Here is a 22,954-nt window from a genome sequence, read left to right on the forward strand (position 1 = left end):
GGATCGATGATCCCCCGCCTTATTTGGCGCAGGAAACGGTCACGTCGGCATCCATACCCAGGGCGACCCGACCCAGGCTGAACGTTGCCTTGCCGTCCGTCGACAGCTGAAACGGAACATTGACCTGGGCCATGTCGGCCCCGCCGGCGCGGAAGCATTGCAGCGGCACAGCCACCGTCCGCCATTCGCCCACGGGCAGCTGGGCCAGTTCCGGCGCATTGACGCTGGCCGACCGGCCATTCGCGCTGGTCAGGGTAAAGCGCATGGCAGAGGTCGGCTTTTCGTCGATGCGCAACGTCGTCAACAGCATGACTTCGCCATTGGTCTCGCGGGACAGGTCGACCGGGGTGAAGTTGCTGAGCTGCACCGTCTGTTGTGTGCCGCCGCTCAGGGTAAAGCGCCGCGCGCCTTCCTGGATGCCGTAATCGACGGGCACGACGGTAATCCGGCCGTCCAGCGCGGACGCCGATCCGGTGGTCACCCGCGTGCCGCCATTGCCGTTGGCACCGCCTACGATCAGCGACCAGCTGGATGCCGGAATACCGCGCGCGAAATAGACGCCGGCATCCCCGGCATCGGACACGCCCGCATCCTCTGACAGCGGCTTCCATGTCGGCTGGGCCGACCGGGCCGATAGCCCGTAACCGAACGGATACAGGGTCGGCCCGCCATGCACCGCATTGGCGGGCCATGCGGTGGGCAGCTTTCCAGTGAAGTCGTACCGGGCCTGGCCGTTGCGGCCGGCCACCATCACGTCGGCGACCCCGGCACCCTCCGATCCCGGCAACCACGCGACGACAAAGGCATCGGCGGTGTTCAGCGCAGGGTTCATGTAGAGGGGCCGACCGGTGATCATGACGGCAACGACGGGAACCCCCTGTGCCTTCAGCTTCTTCATCGTCTCGATGGGGCCAGTCAGCTCGGTCTTCAGCTGCAGCGATTTGATGTCCCCCTGAAACTCGGCATAGGGGGTTTCACCGAACACCACGATCGCGACATCGGGCTTGCTGGCATAGCTGCCATCGGGGGACAGGGCGGCCTTGCCCCCTGCATCCCTGACCGCGGTTTCCAGCCCCTTCCAGATGCTGGTCGCGCCGGGGAACTGGCTGTTGTTCAGGCCCGTGCCCTGCCAGGTCAGCGTCCAGCCGCCCGCCTGCCGGGCGATATCGTCCGCCGCATCGCCCGCCACAAGGACGTTCGCGCCCGGCTTGAGCGGCAAAATCGACCCCTGGTTCTTCAGCAGCACCAGCGACTTTGCCACCGCCTCGCGCGCAATCGCCCTATGTTCGGGCGCGCCCAGCAGATCCCACTGACCGGAAAAGGGCCGCGCGGACGGCTTGCCCGCTTCGAACAGGCCAAGCCGCATCTTGACGCGCAGCACGCGGGCAACGGCATCGTCCAGCCGGTCCATCGGCACCTCGCCCGTCTTTACCTGAGCGGTCAGCGACGCATACAGATCCTTCCAGCTGTCCGGCGCCATGTACATGTCGATGCCGGCATTCACCGCCGTGGTGCAGCTGGCATTGGTGCACCCCTTCAACTGGCCGTGCGCATTCCAGTCGGTGACGACAAAGCCGCCAAAGTTCATCCGCTCCTTCAGCACATCGGTGACAAGGCCGCGATGCCCGGCGATCTTGACCCCGTTCCAGCTGGAAAAACTGGTCATCACCGTCCCCACGCCCGCTTCGATCGCCGGGACGTAAGGGGTGCCATGGATGCGGATCAGCGTCGCTTCGTCAATCGCGGCATCCCCCTGATCCCGGCCATCGGTGGTGCCGCCATCGGCCAAATAATGCTTGGTGCTGGCGATGACATATGGTCCCTTCAGCATCGGGCCGCCATCGACCGGGCCCTGCAGCCCCTTGATCATCCGGCCGACATAGCTGGCGACCAGTGCGGGATCGGACGAATAGCCCTCATAGGCGCGACCCCAACGATAATCCTGCGGCACGGTGATGGTGGGCGCAAAGGTCCATTCCTGGCCCGTGACACGGATTTCGATGGCGGTCGCCTTGCCGATCTTTTCGATCAGATCGGGGTCCCGCGTCGCGCCCAGACCGACATTGTGCGGGAACAGCGTCGCCCCGATGATGTTGGAATGGCCGTGCACCGCGTCGGTGCCCCAGACGATCGGAATGCCCTGTTTCCCGTCGCTTTCGTCCATCGACGCGGCGTAGAATTCATCGGCGAGTTTCAGCCAGTCCTGCGCCGGGCCAAGATCGTTGCCATAGGGGCCGGAATTGCCGCCGTTCAGGACGGATCCCAGATGATATTTGCGCACATCCTCCGGCGTGACCGATGCCAGGTCCGCCTGAAGGATCTGGCCGACCTTTTCCTCGACGCTCATCCGGGCGATGATGGCTTTGATCCGCGCTTCGTGATCGGCATTGACGGGCACCGTCCATCGCGGCGCCGGCCATTGTTCGGGATGCACGCGTGCTGCGTCCGGCACGGCGAGCGAATCGGCAATGGCCGTTTGGGCCACCGGATCGCCCGACCGCACCGCAGTGGTCGCGCATCCTGCCATCAGCAACATCATGGTGGCTGCGCCCGCGCCGCGAATAAGCATCATTCTCTCCCCAGTTTTCATTGGTCGCGCCGTTCATGCCTCAGCTTGACAACGCTGACAAGTTCCTGTCATCCCGACATCAGTGTTCTGCGGGCCATCGGTCCGTCCGGTTCCTGCGGGCACTCTTTCTCCCCTGGGGCGGCCAATGGTCGCCCCCTTTTCCATCGGGCTGATCCTCACGGCTGCGCAGGGGCGGCGACGATCCTGCGGGGGGAAGGGCGATGATCAGCACCAGAGCGGCCAGCGCGCTGACCAGGATGGCTGGTCCCACCGATCCGCTGCCCGTCAGGCTCAGCACGATGATCTGGGGCGACAGCGCCTGAGCCAGTTTCCGGGCGATCGAACAAAGCGCATAGGTACGGGCCTCATATGCCGAGCCGCCATCGGGCGATCGTTCGACCACCACCGGCACCAGCGCCCAGAACATGACGGACATGCCGTTGCCGGCGGTGATCGCCAGCGTGATCGCCGCCAGATGACCCGGCACGCCAAGCGGCAGAACGATGAGCAGCGCGGAAAGCGCGTTCAGCGCACCGGCGACGATCAGGACCGGCACCCGCCCACGGCGTCGTGCCGCCGCCGCCCATAACGGCGTGGCCAGCAACAGCGTCAATCCCGGCAGGAACGCCGCCAGATAGCCATGCCGCAGCGATCCCTCCTCCTCGAACAGCAGCAACAGCGACTTGTTCACCACGGTCACCGCGACCCCTGCTGCCAGGATGGTCAGCAACAACCGACGCAACGGCGATGACCGGGCGAGCATGACCGGCAGTTCGGCCAGGGTTTCGCGCAAGGACAATGGCGAGCCGGCATCCACCGGCCGGACCCGTTCACGCACCCCAAGCGCGGTGGCCGCAAATGCCGGCAGGGCCAGGACGGTCAGGATCAGCGCGCCCTGGCGGAAATCGGCGACGCCGACGTCGTTGCTCGGCATGGCGAAATAGACGCCCGCCGCGATCATGCCGCCCACTGCTGCGCCCTGCATCCGTGCCCCGGTCAGGCTCAGATGATCGACAGGACGGTCGGATATGCGTGCGGTCAACGCGGCATAAGGAATGTTGCCCAGGCTGTAGGTCACCCGCAGCAGGATGTGGAGCAGCAGGATCGCGGCGAACAGCGCCGTGCCGGTCAGCGGCAGCGGGGCAAAGGCACAGGCGAGCATCACCCCGGACAATGGGCCACCGATGGCGACCCAGATTCGCATCGGACGGCTGCGGCTCATGCGGTCGGCAAGCGCACCGACGGCCGGATCCGAAATCCAGTCCACCACCGATCCGATCAGAAAGATGGTCGATGCCGCGCCCGCGGACAGGCCGAGGCCGCGCAGGTAGAAGAAGAGCAGGAACAGCTCCATCGACTGCCATACGAAGTTGAAGCCAAGGTCTCCGGCGGCATAGGCGATGCGTTCGCGCCGGGTGATCATCGCATCGTCTAGTCCGCAGGTGGCGGAGCGACCGAATCGCGAAGCTTCAGTTCATGGGCATGCAGGTCGCATCCGGCGACCGGTTCGCCCGCCAGCTGGCGGATCAGCATGTCGGCGGCCCGCGCGGCCATGACATAGACGGGCTGGCGCACCGTGGTGATGCGGGGCCAGGTGATCCGCGAAACCTCGGAATCGTCGAACCCCGTGATCGACAGCTGTCCGGGCACGTCCAGGCCCATGTCGCGTGCGGCCATCAGCGCGCCGACCGCCATATCGTCATTCTGGGCCAGGATGGCGGTGGGTCGGTCGGGCAGGGACAGCAGTTCGCGCGCAGCCGCCATGCCGGTTTCGAAGTTGAAATACCCTTGCGCGCGCGGCGCATCGGCGATGTTCAGGCCATGGGCAGCAAAGGCCTGTTCAAACCCCGTCAGGCGCGCGGTGCATGCCGAATGGGTCGGATCGCCCAGGATGATGCCGATGCGCCGATGCCCCATGGACAGCACATGATCGGCGATCGCCCGCGCAGCCGCGACATCGTCCAGCAGATTGTTGTTGCCCGTTTCCAGCATTGCCGTCGGAGCGATGCGGGCAAAGGGCAGTCGCGCCGCGCTCAGCTCCTGCAGGATTTCCGGATGATCCGATGCCGGTGGGGCCAGCACGACGCCGTCCAGCGCAGCCGATCGCAGCAAGGCGGTCACTTCATGTGCGCGGCCGGCGATCGAATGGACGGGCAGCACGATCAGCCGGTACCGTTCCTCGCGCAGGCGGTCGAGCACCCCCATCTGCAGATCGACGACGTAACTGGGGCTGGGTTTTTCATAAACGAGCCCCAGCAGGTAGGAGCGACGACGGACCAGCCCCTGCGCCAGCATGTTGGGATGATAATCCAGCGCCCGTGCAGCCGCGGTCACGCGTTCGCGCACCAGCTGGGTAACATGCGGTTCGTTGTTCAATACCCGCGACACGGTCTTGGTCGACACGCCAGCATGTGCCGCAACCTCGCGGATCGTTGTCCTTTTTGCCCCTGTCACCCGCTCCCCCGTGGCCTAACTGTCTGACCGGAAAGCGGGCCTGCGTCAATCAATGCGGGGCGGCCCAATCGCGCGCGGCAACCAGGTCGGCGACGAAGCGCGCCCGTTCGCTTGCCGCGACGGCGGGATCGGGCAGTCGCAGCAGATAGCTGGGATGGACGGTGATCCAGCCATGCCCGCCATCGGCCAGTGGGAACGCCCGGCCGCGCTCGCGCCCGATCGTCACCGCCCGGCCCGTCAGCGCCCGCGCCGCCGATGCGCCAAGCGCAATGGTCAGACTGGGCCGGACGATCGCCCGTTCCTGATCCAGCCACCAACAGCACGCCGCGATCTCCGACGCGACCGGGGATTGGTGGATGCGCCGTTTGCCGCGAGGTTCGAACTTGAAATGCTTGACGGCATTGGTGACGTACAGCCGGGCACGATCCAGCCCGGCCTCTGCCAGCGCCTGATCCAGCAATTGCCCGGCCGGACCGACAAAGGGTCGGCCTGCCACATCCTCCTGATCGCCGGGCTGTTCGCCGATCAGCATGATGTCGGCACCTGCCGGCCCCTCGCCGAACACGGTCTGGGTCGCCGGTTGCCACAGCGGACAGCGGCGGCACGTTGCCGCTTCCTGCCGCAAGGCATCCAATGCTGCATCGGCATTGCCGCCGGTCGGGGACGGTGCAGTTTCGATCATTCGGCTCTCCCGGCCATGGGCATCGGCAATCAACTGGCCGATCAACGCGGTTTCGGCCATGTTGTGCCAATATTTGCGCGGCATTTCCTTTAGCATCGCCCCAATCTTGACCCGGGCGGGATTGAAGATCGCGCCGTAATAGCTTTTCCATACGGCCTCGACCGGATCGTCGTCCGGGGCATCGCTGCGGGCGGCACCCGGCCCCTCGGTCAGCACATGGCCGTCCCAGTGGATCGACAGTGCAGGCGTCAGGATCGACCAGCGCATCGATGCGAACCGATCGACGAAAAACCGGGCATTGTGGCGAACGATGTGATGTTCGGGTTCGAACCACGCGACAAAGCGTTCGCCGTCATCGTCCAGCATCGTCCGGAACCGGACAAAGGCCCGCATCTTGTGTATGTCCCGCCGAACCGATTTGGCCATGTCCTCAAGCTGGCGCAGCGCCGGATCGGCGCGGTCGTCGATCAGCCGAGGCTGCCGCTGAAGCCGGATGAGCATGGCATAGGCGCGTGCGAACCGTTCGGGATCGCTGTGCTGGATGACCGAGCGGGCCAGATCGACAAATGCCCTGGGCACGCGCAGCGGCGGCCGACCGGAAAGGGGCGGGGGTATTGGCCGATCCTCTCCGAACAAGTCGCCGGGATCGCCTGCGACGCGCCAGACCACGCCGTCGGGCGCCACCCCGGCCTCGGCCAGCGCTCGCGCCCGGTCGCGCCAGCCGTCGAAATCGTCCGGCTCGGCCAGCGTGACCTGGTGCGTCACGCGGCGAACAATTCCAGTTGTTCGACCCTGGGCCTCAGCTGCGCTTCCACGGTCAGGCTGTCGCTTAGCAGCACCGGACGCCAATCTTCCGCAATCAGGAATGGTCGCAGCTTTGCAATCGAAACGGTCAACCGGGCAATGTCCGCCAGCCGCAAGCGGCGATAGCGCCGGGCCGACAGGATCGCGCCGACCGCCTTCACGCCCAAGCCGGGTACCCGCAACAGCATCTCGCGCGGCGCACGGTTTACATCGACCGGAAACCGGTCGCGGTGTTTCAACGCCCAGGCGAGCTTTGGGTCGATATCCAGCGGCAACATGCCCGTGCCGGGATCGGCGGCATCGGCGACTTCGGTCGGGGCATAACCATAGAACCGCATCAACCAATCGGATTGATACAGCCGATGCTCGCGCATCAGCGGCGGGCGCTTCAATGGCAGGACCGTGCTGGCGGACGGGATCGGGCTGAATGCGGAATAATAAACACGGCGCAGCGCAAACCGGTCATACAGACTGGCGGCACGGCCAACGATGTCGCGATCGGATGCGGCATCGGCCCCGACGATCATCTGCGTCGATTGGCCGCCAGGAGCAAAACGCGGTGCCGAGCGATATCGTTTGCGGGCATCGCGTGCATCCAGGATCGATCGGGCCATGCCGTCCATTGCCCCCTCGATCTGCGGCTGCGACTTCTCCGGCGCCAGTCGCTGCAACCCCGCCATGGTCGGCAGTTCGACATTGATCGAAATGCGATCCGCATGCCGCCCCGCCGCCTCGATCAGTTCGGGATCGGCATCCGGAATGGTCTTCAGGTGAATATAGCCCCGAAACTGATGATCCTCGCGCAGCGACCGCGCGACCTCGACCATCTGTTCCATGGTATAGTTGGACGAATGAATGATGCCGGAGGAAAGAAACAGCCCCTCGATATAATTGCGGCGATAGAAATTGAGGGTCAGATCGACGACCTCGCGCGCGGTGAAGCGGGCGCGACGCACATTGCTGCTCTTGCGGTTGATGCAATAATGGCAGTCGAAGATACAGCTGTTGGTCAACAGGACCTTCAGCAGGCTGATGCACCGTCCATCTGGCGTATAGGCGTGGCAGATGCCGGAACCGGTCGTCGAACCCAATCCCTTGCCGTCGCGCGAGTTGCGTTTCGTCGTGCCCGACGATGCGCAGCTGGCATCATATTTCGCTGCATCCGCAAGGATTTCCAGCTTTTGTCGAGTGTCGAGTTGCGCCATTCGTTCTTTTTATGTTCGCCCGAGGCGAGACGCAAGGGGCGGTGCCCCATCCGGCCTTATTCCAGGGGCAGATCGACCTCTGCCTCACGCCGGGCCCTCGATTCGGCCTTTGACTGGCGAGCAGCGCGAACGAAACATCCAGTGCCGCCGCCTGCGCCGACCGTCGAACAGCTGCCGGTGCCGAACTCGCCTACCCGCAGCGCCTCTTCCTGCCGAACCGCCCAGCTTTCGTTGCGGGGTGCGATTTCAGTCTCACGCAGATTGCGGGGAATGCGAAAGCGTTCGGTTTCAGGCAGTCGGCGACAGACATAAATCTCTTCGCCGTTGCTGTTGGTCGGACATTCATCGTCACCGAAAATGTCGAGTACGCCGCCATTCACCGACTGTGCAGCGGCCGGGCCGGCGGGGATGGCCGCCATCAACGTTGCCAGGGCAATCAAGGCAGTTCGGGTCATGGCACAGCTCCTTTGCAGCAGGATAACGCATAACCCGGCGAAAGGTCACCCGTTTCCGTTCGGCTCAGACTCGTTTGGAAAGCGCGATGGCGGCGCGGCAGCCCATGCGGATCACGCCCGACAGCACCGGATATCCCACCGCCTGTTCAGCACCCGCTTCCAGCGCCGCATCCTTGTGCTCCAGTTCCTCCGCCCGGAACTCGGCGACGGCAGCGGCCAGTTCGGGATCGCTGTCGCCTAGTTCGTCGAGCTGGTCCTGGTAATGCCGGTCGATCTCGGTTTCGACCGCAACGGTGCACGCCATCGCAGCCTTTGGCCCGATGGCGGCGGTCACAGCACCAAGCGCGAACCCCGCCATGTCCCACAGCGGATGAAGCACCGTCGGGCGTACCCGGCGCTCGGTCATCATCCGGTCGAAAAAGGCACGGTGCCGTTCTTCCTGCCGGGCCATGCCGGCAATCGCCCGCGCCGCCTCTCCGCGGTCGCCCATCACCGCCAATTGCCCGGCATAGATGCGAGTTGCGCCATATTCGCCGGCCTGGTTGACCCGGATCATGGACTGGGTGTCGGGTCGGGGACGGGGAGCTGCAAGCGTCATAACGGCTTCCTTCTGGCCAATAGCAGCAAGATGGTGAGCGCGCCGCCAACCGACAACAGGGCATTATACCCCGCCAGCGAAATGCCGATCAGCGTCCATTGCGGCTGATCGCAGGAAATGACGGGCATGGCCAGGATATCCTCGATCGTCCCAGTGCCCGTCATGGTCGAAGCGCAGGGTGCCAGATTGGGCCACCAGCCATATTCGATCCCCGCATGGTATGCGCCGATCAGGCCGCTGATCAGGATGGCGACCGCCGCTAGGCCGACCAGCGCCGAACGCTGGCTGCGCCCGGGTACCGCAAAGCCGAGTGCGGCCAGCACGATGGCGGCATAATGCGGCCAGCGCTGCCAATGGCACAGTTCGCACGGATACAGGCCGCCCAGATATTGCGAGGCCAGTGCCCCGCCGATCAGCGCCAGCGGCAGGACGAATGCGATCAGCCGAGCGGTCCGAAAGGGACGGTGCATCAACCGGATCGCCGCCAATCAGCGGCCGCCGGCCGGTTTGCCTGCCGCCGGTTTCACCGCGGCCTGACGCACATTCGGCCCCAGCCGCCCGATCGTCTGCAGCGCGTAATGCAGCTGGAAATCCTCGATCCCCTGCTTTTTCAGCTCCTCCGGCGTGGCGGCGAAGCGGGGATCGTCCTTGGCATCGTCCTCGAGCAGCTTGTCGTCCGCCTTGGCTTCGTTGACCAGGTGGCGACGCAGATCGGCCTCGCGGATCACCCGGCGCGACCGGCGGTCAGCATCGCTGATCTGCGGCACGACGAGGTCGGGATTGATGCCCCCTTCCTGCACCGAGCGGCCGGACGGGGTGTAATAGCGCGCGGTGGTCAGGCGGAGTGCCGATTCGGGTCCGACCTGGATCAGCGTCTGCACCGATCCCTTGCCGAAGGTCGTCTCGCCCATCACCAGGCCGCGATGATGGTCCTGAACCGCGCCCGCCACGATTTCCGAGGCAGAGGCGGTGCCTGCATCGACCAGCACGATCAGCGGCAGGCCGCCGGTCAGGTCACCCTTCACCACCGTCCGGCCCGACTGATACCGGTCGGGCTGGTCGGCGAAATAGCGTTCGATATCCCCCTTGTCCCGGCCCCGCTGCGATACGATTTCGCCGTTCGCCAGGAAGATATCGGACACCTCGACCGCCTGGCTGAGCAGGCCGCCGCCATTGTCGCGAAGGTCGATGACATAGCCGAGCGGCTTCTTGCCCAGCGTCTTGTCGATGGCGGCAATGGCCGCGCGGGTTTCCGCACCGGTGGTGCCGGAAAAGGTGTTGATGTTGATGACGCCGATGCCGTCCTTCACCTCCCACTTCACCGCTTTCTGCACGATGGTTTCCCGCGTCAGCAGGACGTCCATCGGCTTGTCGCGGCCGGGGCGGACGACGGTGATGGTCAGCTTGCTGCCCGGCGGACCGCGCATCGCGGTGACGGCGGCGTCCAGCGTATCGCCGTACACCAGCTTGCCATCGATATGGGTGATATAGTCGCCGGCCTTGATTCCGGCGCGGAAGGCGGGGGTATCCTCGGTCGGGGCGATCACCTTGACCACGCCGTCCTCCAGCGTGACCGACAGGCCCAGCCCGCCGTAATTGCCCTCGGTTGCGATGCGCATGTTTTCGAAGGCGAGTGCATCGACATACGAACTGTGCGGATCGAGCGCGGCCAGCATTCCCTGAATCGCGCCCTGCATCAGTGTCTTGTCGTCCACCTCCTCGACATATTGGGCCTTCACCCGGGTATAGACGTCCATGAACGTGTCGAGTTCGCGGTAGCTGGCGGTATCGACCTGGGCCATGGCGCCGGTGGCGACGGGAACCAGGGCGAGGGCACCGACAAGGGCCGTGGCCTGAAGCAGCGGGCGGATCATAGGGCGGATCGCTTTTCGATTGAGCATGACACCAGACTAGCGGCTTGAGGATCGACTAGCAAAGGCCCGACGCGATGAACGCCCGATGAAGCGCGTTCAGGGCGTGGTGACACGCGCGACCTGGCCATCGCCCTGCGGCGCGGCGATGATGTCGCGGGTCGTCGTCCCCTTGTTCACCACATTGGTCTGCGGATCGCCGACCGAAGAGCGGACGCCGACATCGGCGGTTTCGGCCCCGGCGGCCTGAAGCATCGAGGTTTCGGTGGCGCTGCGCGGTGCAGGCTTGCCGAACAGCGCCTCCAGCGCGTCCTGTTGCGGACCGGTTTCCTGGGGCCGGGCGGCACCGGGCTGGGGCGGAACCAGCGCATAATCGGGCGGGATGACCAGCGGTGCCTGGCGCGCGACGGCAAACTCGTCGGGTCGGTTGCGGTCAAGGCCGCCACGACCGCCGCACGCGGCGGTGCTGATCACGATGCCGGCAAGCCCGGCGGCAAGGATGGCCTTACGCATTGACATTCTCCGTCGCGGAATCAGCGGTGCTGCCCGGTTGTTCGGGCTTGTCGCGCACAAGCAGGGCGCGCGCAAGCAGGATGAGCACGCCGATGCTGATCGCGGCATCGGCGATGTTGAAGACGAGGAAGGGTGACCAGTCGCCGAAATGCAGGTCGGCATAATCGACGACATAGCCGAAGCGGATGCGATCGATGATGTTGCCGATCGCCCCGCCCAGCACCAGGCCGAGCGCGAACAGATCCTGCCGGTTCGTCTCCCGCGTCATCCACCAGGCGACCCCGGCGGCGATCACCCCGGTCATGACGACCAGGCCCCAGCGCATCAGGTCGTTCTGCGCCTGAAGCATTCCCATTGACACGCCCTCGTTCATCACGAAGCGCAGGGTGAAGATGGGCAGGACGGCGATTTCCTGCCCCTCCTGCGTCAGGCCGAGCGGGCCGGTGACGATGTATTTCATCACCTGATCCGCGATCAGGACGATGAGGGCGGTGATGCCGCCAATGCCGAACAGGGTGCGGGTCATGCGATTACCTCCGCGCAGCGGTCGCACAACGCGCCATCCTCGACAACCTCGGGCAGCAGCCGCCAGCAGCGCCCGCATTTGTGATGCGTCGTGCGGGCGACGGCGATGGTTTCATCCGCGCCGTCATGCACGGCGGCGACGATGAAGATTTCGGCCAGTTCGTCCGCCGGGCGCAGCAGATGCGGCACCGTCACCTCCGCCTCCAGGCTGGAGCGGATGACTTTCTCGCGGCGGAGCGGCTCGATCGCCTCGGTCACCGCCTCGCGCTGGCGGCGGATGTCCGACCATTCGGTCATCATCGGATCGTCACCCGGCAGCGCGGGCAATTCCGGCCATTCGAGGAAGTGGACCGAGCCATCGTCCGACGGGAAGCGCGCCTGCCAAACCTCCTCTGCGGTGAAGCACAGGATCGGCGCGGCATAGCGGACGAGGGCGTGGAACAGCACGTCCATCACGGTGCGGCAGGCGCGGCGCTTCACGCTGTCCGGCGCGTCGCAATAGAGGCTGTCCTTGCGGATATCGAAGAAGAAGGCCGACAGGTCGTCCTGCGCGAATTCGATCAGGGCGCGGCTGTAGCGGTTGAACTCGAACGCTTCGGCCGCTGTGCGCAGCTCGACATCGAGTGCGCCGAGGCGGGTGAGGATATAGCGCTCCAGCTCCGGCATCTTCTCGACCGGCAGCTTTTCCGCATCGGTGAAGCCCGCCAGCGCGCCGAGGAGATAGCGGAAGGTGTTCCTGAGCTTGCGATAGGCATCGCCGGTGCCGGCCAGCACTTCCTTGCCGATGCGCACATCCTCGAAATAATCGGTCTGCGCGACCCAGAGGCGGAGGATGTCCGCGCCGGATTCGTCGATGACTTTCAGCGGATCGACGACATTGCCCAGGCTCTTGGACATCTTGCGGCCCTGGCCGTCGAGGGCGAAGCCGTGTGTCAGCACCGCGTCATAGGGCGCGCGGCCGCGGGTGCCGCATGACTCCAGCAGCGACGACTGGAACCAGCCGCGATGCTGGTCGGACCCCTCCAGATAGAGGTTCGCGCGGGCGCCCTCGCCATAGCGGGCCTCGACCACGAAGCTGTGGGTGGAGCCTGAGTCGAACCAGACATCAAGGATGTCGGTGACAATCTCGTAATCTGCGAGGCTGTGGTCGGGGCCGAGCAGCGCCTGATGATCGGCGGTGTACCAAGCGTCCGCGCCGCCCGCGCGGAAGGCGTCGAGGATGCGGGCGTTGACGGCGGGGTCGCGGAGACAGTCGCCGGTCTGGCGATTGACGTAGAGCGCGATCGGCACGCCCCAGGCGCGTTGGCGGCTGATCACCCAGTCGGGGCGACCCTCCACCATCGAACGGATGCGGTTGCGGCCCTTTTCGGGGACGAAGCGGGTGCGGTCGATGGCGTCGAGCGCGAGGTTCCGCAGGGTGGGGGCGTTGCCGGGGTTCACCACCGGCCCGAAGCCTGCGGTTTGTGCGAAGGCGGGGAGTTCGTCGGCGGCGTGGCCTGCCACCCGATCGCCCTGAGCTTGTCGAAGGGCTGTCCTTTCTTCATCGGAAGAAGAAGGCAGGGCTTCGACAGGCTCAGCCCGAACGGATTGGGATTTGCCATTCCCATCCATCGGGATGAACCATTGCGGGGTACAGCGGAAGATGATCCGCGCCTTTGACCGCCAGCTATGCGGATAGCTGTGCTGGAAGGGGGCGGCGGAGAGCAGCGCGCCTGCTTCGCGCAGGTCCGAACAGATCGGGCCTTCGGGTGCGTTGAATTTTGGGTTGATGACGCTCAGCCGCCGCTCGTCCGCACCGCCGAGCCACGCCCAGTCGTCGCGATAGCGGCCATCGTCCATCACCGCGAAGACGGGTTCGATGCCGTTCGCCTTGCACAGGGCGAAGTCGTCCTCGCCGTGATCCGGGGCCATGTGGACCAGGCCGGTGCCGGCGTCGGTGGTGACGAAATCGCCGGGCAGGAAGGGCCGCGGCTTGGCGAAGAAGCCGCCGAGATGATGCATCGGGTGGCGGGCGCTGGCTCCGAAGAGTTGCGCGCCTTTCACCACTTCCCATTCACTCTCATGGAGCGAGAAGATACCGGGATTGCGATCACCACAGCGCTTCAGGAACTCGGCGGCGAGTGGCTCGGCCACCAAATATGAATTCACCGTTCCGCAGTCGGTGATTAGGACATAGTTTACGTCAGACCCGAAGGCGAGCGCCTGATTGACCGGGATCGTCCAGGGAGTGGTCGTCCAAATCACGGCGAACGTCTTAAGGTGAGACTTGGCAAGTAGTGCCTGGATTGCAGGAGCGTTGGGCGCCTCGACAATCTCGAACGCCACGTCGATCTGGGTCGACGTCACATCCTCATATTCAACCTCGGCCTCGGCCAGGGCGGTCTTTTCGACCGGCGACCACATCACCGGCTTGGCGCCCCGATAGAGCTGGCCCGACTCCGCGAACTTCAGGAGTTCGCCCGCGATCGTCGCCTCGGCCTCGTACTTCATCGTTAGATAGGGGTCGGTCCAGTCGCCCATGACGCCCAGGCGCTGGAACTGCGCGCTCTGCACGCCCACCCAGTGCTGGGCATAGGCGCGGCATTCGGCGCGGAATTCGGACGAGGGCACCTCGTCCTTCGACTGCTTCTTCTTGCGATACGCCTCCTCGATCTTCCATTCGATCGGAAGACCATGGCAATCCCAGCCGGGAACATAGGGCGCGTCCTTGCCCATCAGGGATTGCGAGCGGACGATGATGTCCTTCAGCACCTTGTTCATCGCATGGCCCATGTGAATGTCGCCATTCGCATAGGGCGGGCCGTCGTGCAGGATGAAGCGTTCGCGCCCCTGCCGCTGTTCGCGAAGCCGGTCGTAAATCCCGATCCGCGCCCAGCGATCGAGGATCTGCGGTTCCTTTGCCGCAAGGCCCGCCTTCATCGGAAAGTCGGTCTGGGGCAGGAAAACGGTGTCGCGGTAGTCGCGCTTGCTGTCAGTGCTGTCGGTCATAGGAACTGCGCGCATTAGCGTGAGGGAGGCGGGGTGACAAACCGTTTGCGCAACGCCGGGCGCCGGGCGGTTGACGGCCCAGTTTTGACAGTTTTGACGAATTGAGCGGGAGGCTGTGTCGGTTGGCAGCGGTGGGCCGGGCGGGGTGACGCGGCGTCATTGCACCAATGAAGCAGCGAATTTCCTACATTGCCAGGGGGTTAGCGAGCGAGTGCCACCCGTGCGGCGTCGCAATCGCGGGCCATTCGGTCCTTCAGTGCCTCCAGATTGTCGAACTTCGCCTCGGGCCGAATGAAGTCGATGAATTCGACCTCGATCCGCTGGCCGTAAAGGTCGCCGGAGAAATCGAAGAAATAGGGTTCGAGCAGTTCGGTCGCCTGCCCCTCGATCGTCGGGCGGATGCCCAGATTGGCCGCGCCGTCCAGCACGCGCCCGTCGCACAGATGGCCGCGCACCGCATAGATGCCGTAAGCCGGGCGCAGATACTGGCCCATGCGCAGATTGGCGGTGGGATAGCCGAGTTCCCGCCCCAGCTTTGCCCCATGTTCCACCACCCCCTCGACCGCGAAGGGGCGGGTGAGCAGCCGGGCCGCCTCGCGCGGGTTGCCCGCCTGAAGCGCGGCGCGGATGCGGCTGGACGAAATCACCTCGCCGTCGCTGACCGGGGCGACGGTGCGGACGTCGAACCCCAGTTCCGGGCCAAGCGCGGTCAGCGCGCGGACATCACCGTCGCGCCCCCGGCCAAAGGTGAAATCGGCCCCCGTGACGACACCCGTCGCGCCGATCCGGTCGACCAGCCGTTCGGCGCAGAATTGCCGGGCGGACAAGCCCGCCAGGTCGGCATCGAAGGCAAAGACCAGCATGGCATCGGCCCCCGCCTGGCCGAACAGCCGTTGCCGTTGATCCAGCGTCGTCAGGCGAAAGGGCGGCGCATCGGGGCGAAAGAAGCGAACCGGATGCGGGTCGAACGTGGCGATGATCGCCGGGCGGCCAAGCGCATGGGCCCAGCGGATCGCCTGATCCGCCACGGCCTGATGCCCGGCATGAAATCCATCGAAATTACCAAGCGCGACGATGCCGTGACGAAAGGCCGCTGGCAGCGCCGAGCCGCCGTCAAGCCGCTCCATGGCCGCGCGCTATAGGGGCAGGCCGGGGCAAAGCCAATGCCGTCGGGAGGCGGTAGTGGGCGCTTGTTTGGCGGGGGAGCGGGCCGGTGCCGTAACTCAAACGATCAACCCTGCACCAGCCCGCGCCGCCAGCTGACGATGAAGGACGCGATCAGATAGCCCCACATCAGCACCACCATCAGCGTCCAGCTGGACACTTCGGGCACCAGCATCAGTCGGGCCAGCAGCGCCCAGCAGAACAGGCCAAGCTGCATCGTCCAGAAACAGATCGCCCCGGTCTGGGCAATCACGCTGCGGGTCAGTTCGTCCGCGCGGCGCCAGACGCGCAGGTTCAGCCAGGTCTGCCAGGCGAGCACCGCCAGCACGCCGATGGCGACGGGCACGCGCTGCGCGGCGATATCGCCCAGGTTCACGAACAGGACGGGCAGCGCCAGCATGATGCCGGCCAGGGCGGCGACTACCCCCTGATTGCGCGCGCTCCACAGCGATTCGGGATCGGGTGCGTCGCCCGGCTCGATCGATTTGTCGATCATCCGGGCATAGCGCGACGGGCTGGACGCGGCGAACAGGGTCATCAGCCCGGCCAGGATCAGCACGGCCGCCAGCAACAGCGTCAGGATGTCGATGAACGGCCACTCGCCCGCAATGTCGACGCCGCTCCGCTTGATGAAGCGGCCGACCAGCCATCCGCCCACCCCGCCGACCACGGCCCCCGCCAGGAACATGCCAATGATGCGGACCAGCAACCGCCGACCCGGTTTGCGTTCAGTTTCCATGATCGTCGTTCCCGTCATCACCCGTTCCTTTGCCCATCAGCGGTTCGGGGGGCGTCCAATCGTCGATGAAGATCGAATCGACGCCCGTGCCGAACAATCTGGCCAGCCTGAGCGCGAGCGGCAGGCTGGGGTCGTATCTGTCGGTTTCGACCGCGTTGATCGTCTGGCGCGACACGCCGAGCATCCGGGCGAGATCGCCCTGGCTGATCCCGGCTTCGGCCCGCATCACACGCAGCCGGTTCTTCACGCCCGCACCTGACAAACACTCTGGTCCATATGACAAGAGTGTTTGTCATGATCCGGGGTGGCGTGTCAAGAGTGTTTGTCAGGGTCCGGATGAAAAGCGCGGCAGGGCCTGCACTCTTGATTCCGCAGTGCACACCGACTATTAACAACTGTGTAAGTAGGGAAGGTGGCGATGGCGACCCAGGCTGAACTGATTCGATCGGAACCCGTGCAGAAGGCGGCGGCGCCTGCGGTCAATCCCGGCGTGCCGATGCGGCGTAACTGGGGCGCGGCATGGGCGGCGACCCGCGCGCTGATGGCGAATGGCGACGACACGGTACAGGTGTTCCGCATCATGCGCGCGCTGAACGGCGATGTGACGCTGCGCAATTACCGCCGGATGCTGGCGCATCCTCAGGGCGGCAAGATCGCCTATCGCCGGCCGGAACTGGCCGAGCGGTTCTGCGACCGGGTATGGCTCGATGCGCTGCCCGAAGGGACGGTCGGTGCGCATTACCGCGCGTTCCTGGATCGCACCGGCTTTTCGGCCAAGGGGCTGGCGGACATTTCGGTGGCCGACAACGAGGGCTGGCAGTCGATCGAGCATCCGGTCGCATGGATGGGCCGGCGCGAGCGCGACATTCACGACATCTGGCACGTTCTGACCGGCTATACCGCCGAGGAGCATCTGGGCGAGGCGTGCCTGGTCGCGTTTTCCTATGCACAGACGGGCGGGCTGGGCTGGGCCGCGATCGGCGCGGCGGCGGCGCTGAAGAGCCTGAAGGTGACCGGCGAGCGGCTGTTCGCGGCGGCGGTGATCGAGGGGTATCGCCACGGCAAACGCGCGCAGTGGCTGCACGGCGAGGATTACGAGGCGCTGCTGGCCGAGCCGCTGGACGCGGCGCGCCGCCGGCTGAACATCGCTGAGCCGGTGAAGTACAAGGTGGCGCAGGCGCGGCTGCGCGAACAGGGCATTCAGGGCATCTGAACCCCGGCGCGATTGACCCTGGAATATACGGATCGTATATGGTTCGTATATTAAAGGAGGACGGCGGCGCATGGGCATCGTAAAGATCGAGGACGAGCTGCACGAAGCGGTGCGGCGGGCGAGCGCGGTCATGTGCCGGTCGATCAACGCGCAGGCCGAATTCTGGATGAAGATCGGGATGCTGGCCGAGGCCAATCCGGCGATGAGCTTTACAGAGATCGTGCAGATGGAGATGCAGCGGGCGCGGATCGAGCCGGATCAGGCCCGTGTCGCCTGACCTGATCAAATCGCCCGCCGAACTGGCGCTGATGCGGATATCCGGCCGGTTGCTGGCACGGGTGTTCGAGATGCTGGACGGGATCGACCTGACCGGCCTGTCCACGCTGGCGATCAACGACCGGGTCGAACGGTTTATCGCCGACGAATTGCAGGCAAGACCGGCGAGCAAGGGGCAGTACGGCTTTGCCTATGTCCTCAACAGCTCGATCAACAATGTGGTGTGCCACGGCGTCCCCGATGCGGCGACGATTATCCGGGGCGGCGATATCGTAAATTTGGACATCACGCTGGAAAAGAACGGGTTCATCGCCGATTCCAGCAAGACATACATGGTCGGCAGTGTCGCCCCGCACGCCCGCCGGCTGGTGCAGGTGGCGCAAGAAGCGATGTGGAAGGGGATCGGCGCGGTGCGCGCGGGCGCGCATCTGGGCGATATCGGCCATGCCATCGAACGGCACGCGAAGAAGCGCGGTTATTCGGTGGTGCGCGATTATTGCGGCCACGGCATCGGGCGGGAAATGCACGAGGAGCCGTCGGTGCTGAATTACGGACGGCCCGGCACCGGCATGATGTTGCGCGAGGGCATGGTGTTCACCATCGAGCCGATGATCAATCAGGGCACAAGGCGCGTCTCGACGCTGGACGATGGCTGGACGGTGGTGACCGACGATGACCGGCTGTCGGCGCAGTTCGAACATACCGTGGCGGTGACCCGCACCGGCGTCGAGGTGTTGACGCTGCGCAAGGACGAGCGGGTGAAGCTGGCGGCGTGAACGCTGTTGTCTTCCGGGCGTTTCGTGCGATGGCCGGCCAAGGGAGTAGCGTGATGGCGGGACTGATCTGGCCATTGGTTCTGGGCGGCATGGCGGCCGCGATGCCCGGCAGGCAGGAACCAAGCTGCGGCGTGGACACGTTGCAGATCACGGAAATGCCGGCGGATCGCGACGTTGGCGTGACCGTGGCCGACGAGGTAGGAGGACGGCTGCGTTTCAAGCGATGGTCGTTGATCACCGGCGTCTTGCCCCGATGATCAAGGGCATCGCCGCCAGCCAGATCGCGCTGTCCGATGGGCGCATCATCGACCTGTTCTATGGCGGCGGACGGAAGGTGCGGACGGAACCCTATTCGCTCTTTTCGCCGGGCGAAACCGCAAGCGCGCCCCCGGCCATTCAGGGCGTGACACCGTTGCAGACAATCAGGGTGGATGTAGATGGCACCACCCGTCAAACGATCTTCATCGGCCTGTGGCGGTTGCCCAAGGCGTCCATCGTCGCAGGGTTCATCGAAAAGGACGGCGTTTCGGGTACGCCCATCCCCATCCTGACCAGCCGGGAGCCGATCAAGAGCATCGGCTATTTCCCTTACCTGCACAGTTCCAACGGCCTCGTGACACTGACCCAGCCGACGCCCCAGGGTATGCGCTGGACCGAATGGGAGCTGAATACCCGCGACTGGCCCAATATGCTCGATTGGCGAAAACAGTCGAACAGGGACGTTACTGAGCCAGCAATGCGCTCGCCTTTGCCTCGCCCTCGGCCTTGATCGCGCGGGCCTTTGCCTCGGCCTGTTCGGTGACGACCTCTGCCTCGCGCTTCAGCGCATCGGCGCGGACCTGAAGCCGTTTGGCCTCATAGGTGCCGAGCTGGCCCGCCTCGTTCAGCAACCCCTGGGCCTCAGCGTCCATGCCGGCGGTGACGTTCCCGGCCTCTGCCATCACGGATTCGGCGCGCGCCTCGGCTTCTTCGCGCAACTGATCGGCCTGTTTTTCCTGCGGCGTCTGCGGCGCGCAGGCGGCGAGCGTCAGGGCAGCGAGGATCAGGGTGGTGCGGATCATGCGAAAATCTCCTGTCGGCGCTGCTTTAGTCGATGCGCCGGGGAAATGAAAAGCGCGCTGATGCGTTTTGGGTTCCCGATGAAGTGAACCCCGCGTAACGCTGCCCCCCGTGCTGACCCGCCTGACCCTGACCGAGTTTCGCAACCATGCCGCGCTGGAGCTGAACCCAGGGGCGGGGTTCGTCGTGCTGACCGGCGACAATGGCGCGGGCAAGACCAATGTGCTGGAGGCGGTGAGCCTGCTTGCGCCGGGCCGCGGGCTGCGCCGGGCCGCGCTGTCGGCGATGGCACGCGACGGCGGGCCGGGAGGCTTTGCGGTGGCGACGATGCTGGCGGGCGGCACGCAGCTTGGTACGGGCACGCGCGCCGATGCGCCGGAGCGGCGGATCGTGCGCGTAAACGGTGCGGCGGCCCCGGCGGCGGCGCTGGCCGAATGGCTGAGCGTGCTGTGGCTGACCCCGGCGATGGACCGGTTGTTCGTCGAGGCGGCGTCGGAGCGGCGGCGGTTCCTGGACCGGCTGACGCTGGCGCTGGCCCCGCGCCACGCGACCGAGGTGACGCGGTACGAGGCGGCGATGCGCCAGCGCGGGCGATTGCTGGCCGACGAGCGGCCCGCCGATCCGCAGTGGCTGGATGCGCTGGAGGCGCGGATGGCCGAGCATGGCCGGGCGGTGCACGCGGCGCGCGCGGCGACGGTGGCGATGCTGGGCGAGCGGCTGGCCGAGGCGCCCGCCGACCGGTTTCCGGGGGTGGCGGCAACGCTGACCGGATGGGACGAGCAGGCTGACCTGGCCATGCTGTTGCGGCGCGGGCGGGCTCGCGATGCGGCGGCGGGTCGTGCGATCGAGGGGCCGCACAGGGTGGACCTGTCCGTCACCCATCTGGGCAAGGGGCAGGCGGCGGCGAATTGTTCGACCGGCGAGCAGAAGGCGCTGCTCCTGTCCATCCTGCTGGGCCATGCCGCGCTGGTCGAGGAACGGGCAGGCGCGCCGCCGGTGCTGTTGCTGGACGAGGTCGCGGCGCATCTGGACCCCCATGCTCGCGCCGCATTGTTCGACCGGCTGGCGGGGCGGGGTCAGGTGTGGATGACGGGCACCGAGACCGCGCCCTTTGCGATGCTGGGCGAACGGGCGAGCTGGATCAGGATCGGCGGGTGAGGGAGCCGCCGGAACAGCCGCTGTTCACGGTGGCGGGCAACGCCCTGCGCCTGCTCGACACCGGGCCGCGCCGCTATGCCGCGCTGATCGCCCTGATCGACGGCGCGGCCGAGCGGCTGGACGTGCTTTATTACATCTACGAGCCGGACAATGCGGGCGCGGCGGTGCTGGACGCGATGATGCGCGCGGCGGAGCGGGGCGTGGCGGTGACGCTGATCGTCGACGGGCTGGGTAGCGATCCGGCGGCGGACCGGGATTTCTTTCGCCCGCTGGCCCAGGCGGGCGGTGCGGTCCAGCTGTTCATCCCGAAGTTCGGCCGCAAATACCTGCTACGCAATCACCAGAAGTTCGCCATCGCCGACGATGCCCGCGCGATCATCGGCGGGTTCAACATCAAGGCGGATTATTTCGGGCTGGCCGACAAGGGCGCGTGGCGCGACCTGGGCCTGCATGTCGAGGGGCCGGCGGCGGCGCGGCTGGCCCGGTATTTCGACGGGCTGGCGCGGTGGACTGCGCGGCCCAAAGCGCCGGTGCGGGCGCTGAACCGCCTGCTGGCCGACTGGAGCGAGCCGGAGGGGGCGGTCCGCTGGCTGATGGGTGGCCCGACACGGCGGCTGTCGCCATGGGCGCGGACCGTGAAGCGGGGGATGCGACGGGCGCGGCGGGTGGACATCATCGCGGCCTATTTCGCGCCGGGTCCGGGGATGCTGCGGCGGCTGGGCCGGGCGGGCCGGCGGGGGCGGGTCCGCATCATCCTGCCCTCCGTCACGGATAATTGGGCCGCGATCTGGGCATCGCGCTTTACCTATGCCGGGCTGCTGAAGCGGGGGGTGCGGATCTTCGAATATCGCCGGACCAAGCTGCATACGAAATTGCTGGTGATCGACGATGCGGTGCATATCGGATCGGCCAATTTTGATTTCCGCAGCCTGTTCCTGAACCTGGAGGTGATGCTGCGCATCGAGGACGCAGGATTCGCCGCCCATGTCCGCGCCTATATCGACGGGGAGGTCGCGGATTCGCAGGAGGTCACCCCGGCGATGCACAAGGCGCGGTCGACCCTGACGCGCCGGATCGGTCAGGCCATCGCCTATTTCGGGATGAGCGTGCTCGACCCCATCGTGTCGCGGCGGCTGGTCGGGTGGGGCGAGCGGACGCGTGCCCGCCTGTCCCGGTCAGATCGTGGACGAGGCCGCGACCAGCCAGTCGGGCGAGACGGCGATGATCGCCGCCTCCACCGTCTTGTCGAAGCCGGTGAGGATCGCGGTCCCGACCCCCAGCAATAGCCAGCCGAGCACCCGTCGGCCGCCGGAACCCGCCCCCATCAATCGCCCGCGCCAACGCGCCATCACGCTTCGCCCGGCAAGGGCGATGAGCAGAAGGACCGTGGCGATGCCGAGGCCAAAGGCGAACATGACGGCGGCGACCGCGCCCAGGCTGTCGCCCTGTGCCGCGAGCAGGGTCGCCGCCCCCAGCGTCGGGCCGACGCACGGGCTCCAGACCAGGCCGAGCAGCACGCCGATCGCCGCCTGTCCGGCAAGGCCGTGCCGCTCAAGCCCGGACTGGCGTTCGCTGGCCCAGCCCGAAAGCGGACCCGCTGCGCTGGCCAGCACCGCCTGTGCGCGGGGCACGAGCAGGAACAGGCCGAACAGCGCCAGCATCACCGCGCCGAACAGGCGGAACAGATCGCCGTCCAGACCCGCCGACACGCCCGCCGTCGCCAGCAGGAAGCCGGTGCCAGTAAAGGAGACGACAAGGCCACCGGCCAGGGCAAGCGGCCCCAGCCGCCCCGCCTGTGCCGCGCCGCCAAGCACGATCGGCACCAGAGGCAGGACGCAGGGCGACAGGATCGTCAGCGCGCCCGCCGCATAGCCGAGCAGGGGGTTGAGGCCGCTTGCCATCGGT

General features: G+C 66.1%; 24 protein-coding genes. 7 read left to right on the forward strand and 17 right to left on the reverse strand.

From position 1 onward, the window contains the following. Positions 1-19 precede the first annotated feature (19 nt). From ACPVPU_RS03755 to ACPVPU_RS03825, 15 genes are all read right to left on the reverse strand, one after another. Positions 20-2,572 (reverse strand): glycoside hydrolase family 3 N-terminal domain-containing protein, encoded by a 2,553-nt coding sequence (locus ACPVPU_RS03755; protein ID WP_448659601.1) that lies wholly within the window; start codon positions 2,570-2,572, stop codon positions 20-22. Between the two features lie 76 nt (positions 2,573-2,648). Next, the gene (locus ACPVPU_RS03760) at positions 2,649-3,992 is read right to left on the reverse strand and encodes an MFS transporter (RefSeq protein WP_448659602.1); all 1,344 of its coding nucleotides are present in this window, start codon (positions 3,990-3,992) and stop codon (positions 2,649-2,651) included. An 8-nt stretch (positions 3,993-4,000) separates the two neighbouring features. Next, positions 4,001-5,023 (reverse strand): LacI family DNA-binding transcriptional regulator, encoded by a 1,023-nt coding sequence (locus ACPVPU_RS03765; RefSeq protein WP_448659603.1) that lies wholly within the window; start codon positions 5,021-5,023, stop codon positions 4,001-4,003. A 49-nt stretch (positions 5,024-5,072) separates the two neighbouring features. Then, positions 5,073-6,470: a UdgX family uracil-DNA binding protein gene (locus ACPVPU_RS03770; RefSeq protein ID WP_448659604.1), complete on the reverse strand. Its 1,398-nt coding sequence runs from the start codon at positions 6,468-6,470 to the stop codon at positions 5,073-5,075. After that, positions 6,467-7,714: a putative DNA modification/repair radical SAM protein gene (locus ACPVPU_RS03775; protein ID WP_448659605.1), complete on the reverse strand. Its 1,248-nt coding sequence runs from the start codon at positions 7,712-7,714 to the stop codon at positions 6,467-6,469. The genes ACPVPU_RS03770 and ACPVPU_RS03775 overlap by 4 nt, the downstream gene beginning before the upstream one ends. A 56-nt stretch (positions 7,715-7,770) precedes the next feature. Continuing rightward, positions 7,771-8,169, reverse strand: coding sequence for a hypothetical protein (locus ACPVPU_RS03780; RefSeq protein WP_448659606.1), 399 nt, complete (start codon positions 8,167-8,169; stop codon positions 7,771-7,773). 64 nt (positions 8,170-8,233) lie between these two features. Then, positions 8,234-8,767: a demethoxyubiquinone hydroxylase family protein gene (locus tag ACPVPU_RS03785; protein ID WP_448659607.1), complete on the reverse strand. Its 534-nt coding sequence runs from the start codon at positions 8,765-8,767 to the stop codon at positions 8,234-8,236. Then, complete coding sequence (locus ACPVPU_RS03790; RefSeq protein WP_448659608.1) at positions 8,764-9,237, reverse strand: disulfide bond formation protein B; 474 nt, start codon at positions 9,235-9,237, stop codon at positions 8,764-8,766. The genes ACPVPU_RS03785 and ACPVPU_RS03790 overlap by 4 nt, the downstream gene beginning before the upstream one ends. A gap of 18 nt (positions 9,238-9,255) precedes the next feature. Beyond that, positions 9,256-10,641 (reverse strand): S41 family peptidase, encoded by a 1,386-nt coding sequence (locus ACPVPU_RS03795; protein ID WP_448659610.1) that lies wholly within the window; start codon positions 10,639-10,641, stop codon positions 9,256-9,258. A gap of 96 nt (positions 10,642-10,737) precedes the next feature. Then, positions 10,738-11,151 (reverse strand): DUF3035 domain-containing protein, encoded by a 414-nt coding sequence (locus tag ACPVPU_RS03800; protein ID WP_448659611.1) that lies wholly within the window; start codon positions 11,149-11,151, stop codon positions 10,738-10,740. Next, positions 11,144-11,677 carry a signal peptidase II gene (lspA, locus tag ACPVPU_RS03805; protein WP_448659612.1) on the reverse strand — a complete coding sequence of 178 codons (534 nt, stop codon included), beginning with the start codon at positions 11,675-11,677 and terminating at the stop codon, positions 11,144-11,146. Before lspA ends, ACPVPU_RS03800 begins: the two co-directional genes overlap by 8 nt. Then, positions 11,674-14,664 (reverse strand): isoleucine--tRNA ligase, encoded by a 2,991-nt coding sequence (locus ACPVPU_RS03810; RefSeq protein ID WP_448659614.1) that lies wholly within the window; start codon positions 14,662-14,664, stop codon positions 11,674-11,676. Before ACPVPU_RS03810 ends, lspA begins: the two co-directional genes overlap by 4 nt. A gap of 200 nt (positions 14,665-14,864) precedes the next feature. Then, entirely contained in the window at positions 14,865-15,791 is a 927-nt protein-coding gene (locus tag ACPVPU_RS03815) for a bifunctional riboflavin kinase/FAD synthetase (protein ID WP_448659615.1), read from the reverse strand. 104 nt (positions 15,792-15,895) lie between these two features. Next, positions 15,896-16,567, reverse strand: coding sequence for a hypothetical protein (locus ACPVPU_RS03820; protein WP_448659616.1), 672 nt, complete (start codon positions 16,565-16,567; stop codon positions 15,896-15,898). Beyond that, complete coding sequence (locus ACPVPU_RS03825; RefSeq protein WP_448659618.1) at positions 16,557-16,814, reverse strand: helix-turn-helix transcriptional regulator; 258 nt, start codon at positions 16,812-16,814, stop codon at positions 16,557-16,559. Before ACPVPU_RS03825 ends, ACPVPU_RS03820 begins: the two co-directional genes overlap by 11 nt. 171 nt (positions 16,815-16,985) lie before the next feature. Between ACPVPU_RS03825 and ACPVPU_RS03830 the strand changes: the two genes are divergently transcribed. From ACPVPU_RS03830 to ACPVPU_RS03850, 5 genes are all read left to right on the forward strand, one after another. Beyond that, positions 16,986-17,780 carry a Coq4 family protein gene (locus ACPVPU_RS03830; protein ID WP_448659620.1) on the forward strand — a complete coding sequence of 265 codons (795 nt, stop codon included), beginning with the start codon at positions 16,986-16,988 and terminating at the stop codon, positions 17,778-17,780. A 70-nt stretch (positions 17,781-17,850) separates the two neighbouring features. Further along, complete coding sequence (locus ACPVPU_RS03835; protein WP_448659622.1) at positions 17,851-18,057, forward strand: ParD-like family protein; 207 nt, start codon at positions 17,851-17,853, stop codon at positions 18,055-18,057. 1 nt (position 18,058) lies between these two features. After that, positions 18,059-18,832, forward strand: coding sequence for a type I methionyl aminopeptidase (gene map / locus ACPVPU_RS03840; RefSeq protein WP_448660407.1), 774 nt, complete (start codon positions 18,059-18,061; stop codon positions 18,830-18,832). 53 nt (positions 18,833-18,885) lie between these two features. Beyond that, positions 18,886-19,089, forward strand: a complete 204-nt coding sequence (locus ACPVPU_RS03845) for a hypothetical protein (protein WP_448659623.1) — start codon at positions 18,886-18,888, stop codon at positions 19,087-19,089. Further along, positions 19,086-19,601, forward strand: coding sequence for a hypothetical protein (locus ACPVPU_RS03850; RefSeq protein WP_448659624.1), 516 nt, complete (start codon positions 19,086-19,088; stop codon positions 19,599-19,601). Before ACPVPU_RS03845 ends, ACPVPU_RS03850 begins: the two co-directional genes overlap by 4 nt. On the opposite strand, the gene ACPVPU_RS03855 is transcribed toward ACPVPU_RS03850, so the two are convergent. Continuing rightward, positions 19,555-19,893 (reverse strand): hypothetical protein, encoded by a 339-nt coding sequence (locus ACPVPU_RS03855; protein ID WP_448659626.1) that lies wholly within the window; start codon positions 19,891-19,893, stop codon positions 19,555-19,557. The genes ACPVPU_RS03850 and ACPVPU_RS03855 overlap by 47 nt on opposite strands. Before the next feature lie 109 nt (positions 19,894-20,002). Between ACPVPU_RS03855 and recF the strand changes: the two genes are divergently transcribed. Beyond that, positions 20,003-21,049 (forward strand): DNA replication/repair protein RecF, encoded by a 1,047-nt coding sequence (gene recF, locus ACPVPU_RS03860; protein ID WP_448659628.1) that lies wholly within the window; start codon positions 20,003-20,005, stop codon positions 21,047-21,049. Then, the gene (locus tag ACPVPU_RS03865) at positions 21,046-22,335 is read left to right on the forward strand and encodes a phospholipase D-like domain-containing protein (RefSeq protein WP_448659629.1); all 1,290 of its coding nucleotides are present in this window, start codon (positions 21,046-21,048) and stop codon (positions 22,333-22,335) included. Before recF ends, ACPVPU_RS03865 begins: the two co-directional genes overlap by 4 nt. Here ACPVPU_RS03865 and ACPVPU_RS03870 read toward each other — a convergent pair. Beyond that, complete coding sequence (locus ACPVPU_RS03870; protein ID WP_448659630.1) at positions 22,225-22,950, reverse strand: cytochrome c biogenesis CcdA family protein; 726 nt, start codon at positions 22,948-22,950, stop codon at positions 22,225-22,227. The genes ACPVPU_RS03865 and ACPVPU_RS03870 overlap by 111 nt on opposite strands. Positions 22,951-22,954 lie beyond the last annotated feature (4 nt).

This window comes from Sphingomonas paludis, from assembly GCF_053502515.1.

Coding starts and splice junctions, on each gene's coding strand:
- ACPVPU_RS03785 (WP_448659607.1), bottom strand. CDS start 8,767: ATGACGCTTGCAGCTCCCCGTCCCCGACCCGACACCCAGTCCATGATC.
- ACPVPU_RS03790 (WP_448659608.1), bottom strand. CDS start 9,237: ATGCACCGTCCCTTTCGGACCGCTCGGCTGATCGCATTCGTCCTGCCG.
- ACPVPU_RS03810 (WP_448659614.1), bottom strand. CDS start 14,664: ATGACCGACAGCACTGACAGCAAGCGCGACTACCGCGACACCGTTTTC.
- ACPVPU_RS03780 (WP_448659606.1), bottom strand. CDS start 8,169: ATGACCCGAACTGCCTTGATTGCCCTGGCAACGTTGATGGCGGCCATC.
- ACPVPU_RS03830 (WP_448659620.1), top strand. CDS start 16,986: ATGGCGACCCAGGCTGAACTGATTCGATCGGAACCCGTGCAGAAGGCG.
- lspA (WP_448659612.1), bottom strand. CDS start 11,677: ATGACCCGCACCCTGTTCGGCATTGGCGGCATCACCGCCCTCATCGTC.
- ACPVPU_RS03870 (WP_448659630.1), bottom strand. CDS start 22,950: ATGGCAAGCGGCCTCAACCCCCTGCTCGGCTATGCGGCGGGCGCGCTG.
- ACPVPU_RS03760 (WP_448659602.1), bottom strand. CDS start 3,992: ATGATCACCCGGCGCGAACGCATCGCCTATGCCGCCGGAGACCTTGGC.
- ACPVPU_RS03755 (WP_448659601.1), bottom strand. CDS start 2,572: ATGATGCTTATTCGCGGCGCGGGCGCAGCCACCATGATGTTGCTGATG.
- ACPVPU_RS03800 (WP_448659611.1), bottom strand. CDS start 11,151: ATGCGTAAGGCCATCCTTGCCGCCGGGCTTGCCGGCATCGTGATCAGC.
- ACPVPU_RS03815 (WP_448659615.1), bottom strand. CDS start 15,791: ATGGAGCGGCTTGACGGCGGCTCGGCGCTGCCAGCGGCCTTTCGTCAC.
- ACPVPU_RS03835 (WP_448659622.1), top strand. CDS start 17,851: ATGGGCATCGTAAAGATCGAGGACGAGCTGCACGAAGCGGTGCGGCGG.
- ACPVPU_RS03775 (WP_448659605.1), bottom strand. CDS start 7,714: ATGGCGCAACTCGACACTCGACAAAAGCTGGAAATCCTTGCGGATGCA.
- ACPVPU_RS03795 (WP_448659610.1), bottom strand. CDS start 10,641: ATGATCCGCCCGCTGCTTCAGGCCACGGCCCTTGTCGGTGCCCTCGCC.
- ACPVPU_RS03855 (WP_448659626.1), bottom strand. CDS start 19,893: ATGATCCGCACCACCCTGATCCTCGCTGCCCTGACGCTCGCCGCCTGC.
- ACPVPU_RS03850 (WP_448659624.1), top strand. CDS start 19,086: ATGATCAAGGGCATCGCCGCCAGCCAGATCGCGCTGTCCGATGGGCGC.
- ACPVPU_RS03820 (WP_448659616.1), bottom strand. CDS start 16,567: ATGGAAACTGAACGCAAACCGGGTCGGCGGTTGCTGGTCCGCATCATT.
- ACPVPU_RS03845 (WP_448659623.1), top strand. CDS start 18,886: ATGGCGGGACTGATCTGGCCATTGGTTCTGGGCGGCATGGCGGCCGCG.